Below are 2980 nucleotides of genomic sequence, written 5' to 3' on the forward strand. Positions count from 1 at the left end.
CCAGTCTTCACCGACATGTTTGAAGGTCACACTTTTACCTTTTTTAATGTCATCTAGGTAGTATGCACTGGTCGTTGGTTCACTTTTAAAATTGTAGTAGCGGACAAAGTTGTCATGTATACCGTCACCATTTTCATCTTTTGAAGGGTTAGCATAAAAATGTGCGGGACGTGGGCGCAGAGCCCCCATTCGTAACAGCAATTCTTCCGGATTGAACTCTTTCGCCGCCTTAACAGCAAACGTGTGAGTGTCGTACTTGATAACATCCGCAATCGTTTTGTTGTAGTAATCGTTGTACCAAGGTTCCAAGATATCTTTGGAACGATAAAACTTCAGCATGAACACGAAATCGTCGGCAGTCACAGGTTTGCCGTCCGACCATTTGGCTTCAGGGTTGAGTTTGAAATAGACCGTTTTGTTGTCACCTGCTAACGCCCACTCGTTAGCAAGCTCAGGGATGAACTCTAAAGTATCTGGGTGGCGGACCACCAAGCCTGGTGTTTCATCTAAGATAAAAGAACGTAGCCCTGCATTAGCGTCTGGACCAACACTACGTAACGTCTGTGGGAAACTTGACATAAAGGTGCGATAAGTCCCTCCACGTTTCGCTTCTGGCGAACCATATTGAGGCTCATCCCAGTTTGTTTGCCAGTTTAAGTCAGTCGGAAGCGTTGCTGACATTGCACCAAAACTCAGGGCGCTCAGCGTGGACGCTAAAAATAATTTCTTCATAAAACTTCCCTTTTTATGTTTTGCTCACAATGCTCGCTTAAACATAGCGTGTGAATTTTTTCGGGTCGAAAGCCGCTCGAATGGCTTCACCAATAAAGGTCACCATTACCAGAACCAGAACAATAGAAGTCACTACTGACGCAACAATCCATGGCGAATCTAAGTTTGACTTACCTTGTTGCAGTAGTTCACCCCAACTTGGCGTTGGTGGCATCAAGCCTAATCCTAGGTAATCGAGAGCAGTCAGTGCTGTGATGTTAGCTGCAATAGTGAAAGGCGCTAGGGTTACAATCATCACCATCGTATTTGGCAAGATGTGATTAAACAAGATACGTCCGGTCGATGCCCCTAAAGCACGAGCCGCCATTACATATTCTCGTGCCGCTTCTTTATAGGTCATGGTCCGCATGTACCATGTCATCCCCATCCAAGTGAAAAGCACGTTAATAGCGACAAAGAGAGCGAACGTCGGCTGAACGATTGAGACAAGAATCATAATGACGTACAAAAACGGGACCATTGACCAGATTTCGATAAGTCGCTGTACAAACAAGTCAAATTTACCGCCCCAAAAACCCATAGCACAACCGACTGCAGTACCGATCGCGTAGGAAATGGCCATCGTAAGCAACGCAAATCCCATCGCCGTTCTGAATCCGTAGACGAGTCGCGCCAAAATATCGCGACCTATCACATCTGTACCTAAATAATGCTTATTTTCGGCACTAGGCGCTGTTGGCGGGAAATCACCACTAAAATCTTGTTCGTATGGGTTCCACGGCACAAGCGGCAAAATAACAAAGTTGTCGCCCCCTTCAGCCTCAAACGCTTTTTGCAGTACACGATAATCGGCTTCACTGGATGACTCTTGGCCGAATTCGCTACCTAAACGTACGTCACTGACAACAGGAAAATAGTAGCTACCATCGTACTTGACGACTAGCGCTTTACTGTTGATCAAAAGTTCGGCGAATAGAGAAAGGATCAACATGATAGAAAGAGCAACAAACGACCAATAGCCTCGTTTGATCTCTTTAAAGTGACGAATTTTCTTTTGAGTTAATGGACTAACTTTAATCATGTTACGCTCCAAACTTCACACGTGGGTCGACTAAAGCAACACAAATATCTGAAATGATGTTACCAATGAGCAGTAACAACGCATTAATGGCGACAATACCCATAACAACAGGGTAATCACGCTCCATGATTGATTCGTAACCCAATAAGCCAATGCCATCAATATTGAAGATAACTTCAATCAGGAAGGCACCGGTCATGAAGAACAACAAAGAGTTACCAAAGTGACTCGCGATCGGAATTAAGCTGTTACGCAACGCGTGCTTACGAACTGCTTTTTTGAAAGGTAATCCTTTCGCAATTGCGGTGCGGATGTAATCTGAGGAAAGGTTTTCCATCAGGTTATTTTTCATTGTCATCGTCAGCGTGGCAAAATCACCAATGAGGTAACAGATCAAAGGCAACACCGCATGCCACATAATGTCTTTAGCGCGTTCAAAGAAGGTTTCGTAATCGTCGAAGTCATCGCCGACAAAGCCTCCCATCGGAAACCATTCCAAGTGATAACTAAATAACGTGATCAGCAATACACCCACCACATAACCTGGTAGCGCGTAGCCTACGAAAATGAGTACTGAAGAGGCGGAATCAAACACAGAACCGTGCTTGAGCGCCTTATAGTAACCAAGAGGAATCGAGATAAAATAACTAATAAAGAAGGTCATGCCGCCATAAAACAACGACACTGGCAAACGCTCTGCGATCATGTCCGAGACAGGCTCGTAGTAACGCGTCGACTCGCCAAGATCTAGCATTACCAAACGACTTAACCATTCGACGTACGCTTCCGTTACTGGTTTATCCAGGCCATAAAACGCATTCAGCTCCGCGATTTGATCGTCAGAAAGGGCCGTATTACCACCCGCAGACGTCATTGATGCGGCGCCGTCCCCCTGGGACTGCATTTGTGACAACATGCGTTCAACAGGTCCGCCAGGCACGAAACGAGTGATAGCAAAGATGAGAATAGTTATCCCGAGAAACGTTGGGATAACCAACGCCAAACGGCGTAAAAAGTACGACAGCATATACAACTTGCTCCTTGTCTACTGTCCAGTTCAAACGGAGTGAAAGAGGATATTTTCCGCCCAAAATGGTGCATATTTATCTCGTAGTAACTAAAACTGTTGAAGCACACTCCCTGCGCCTCAAGAGCTAGACTTTTCTA

General features: G+C 45.3%; 3 protein-coding genes. All 3 read right to left on the bottom strand.

From position 1 onward, the window contains the following. Window positions 1-732: ABC transporter substrate-binding protein (locus CAG68_RS02450; protein ID WP_237667825.1), on the bottom strand; the 732-nt coding region annotated here is incomplete at its 3' end. Window positions 733-769: 37 nt separating this feature from the next. Beyond that, the gene (locus CAG68_RS02455; protein ID WP_005379369.1) at window positions 770-1813 is read right to left on the bottom strand and encodes an ABC transporter permease; all 1044 of its coding nucleotides are present in this window, start codon (window positions 1811-1813) and stop codon (window positions 770-772) included. 1 nt (window position 1814) lies between these two features. After that, window positions 1815-2840, bottom strand: a complete 1026-nt coding sequence (locus CAG68_RS02460) for an ABC transporter permease subunit (protein ID WP_005384771.1) — start codon at window positions 2838-2840, stop codon at window positions 1815-1817. Window positions 2841-2980: the final 140 nt, after the last annotated feature.

Source organism: Vibrio sp. V42_P2S4T144, assembly GCF_009904715.1.
Lineage (GTDB): Bacteria > Pseudomonadota > Gammaproteobacteria > Enterobacterales > Vibrionaceae > Vibrio > Vibrio alginolyticus.

Bases quoted from the DNA above. Each gene is read 5' to 3' on its own strand.
- CAG68_RS02460 (WP_005384771.1), bottom strand. From the start codon at position 2,840: ATGCTGTCGTACTTTTTACGCCGTTTGGCGTTGGTTATCCCAACGTTT.
- CAG68_RS02455 (WP_005379369.1), bottom strand. From the start codon at position 1,813: ATGATTAAAGTTAGTCCATTAACTCAAAAGAAAATTCGTCACTTTAAA.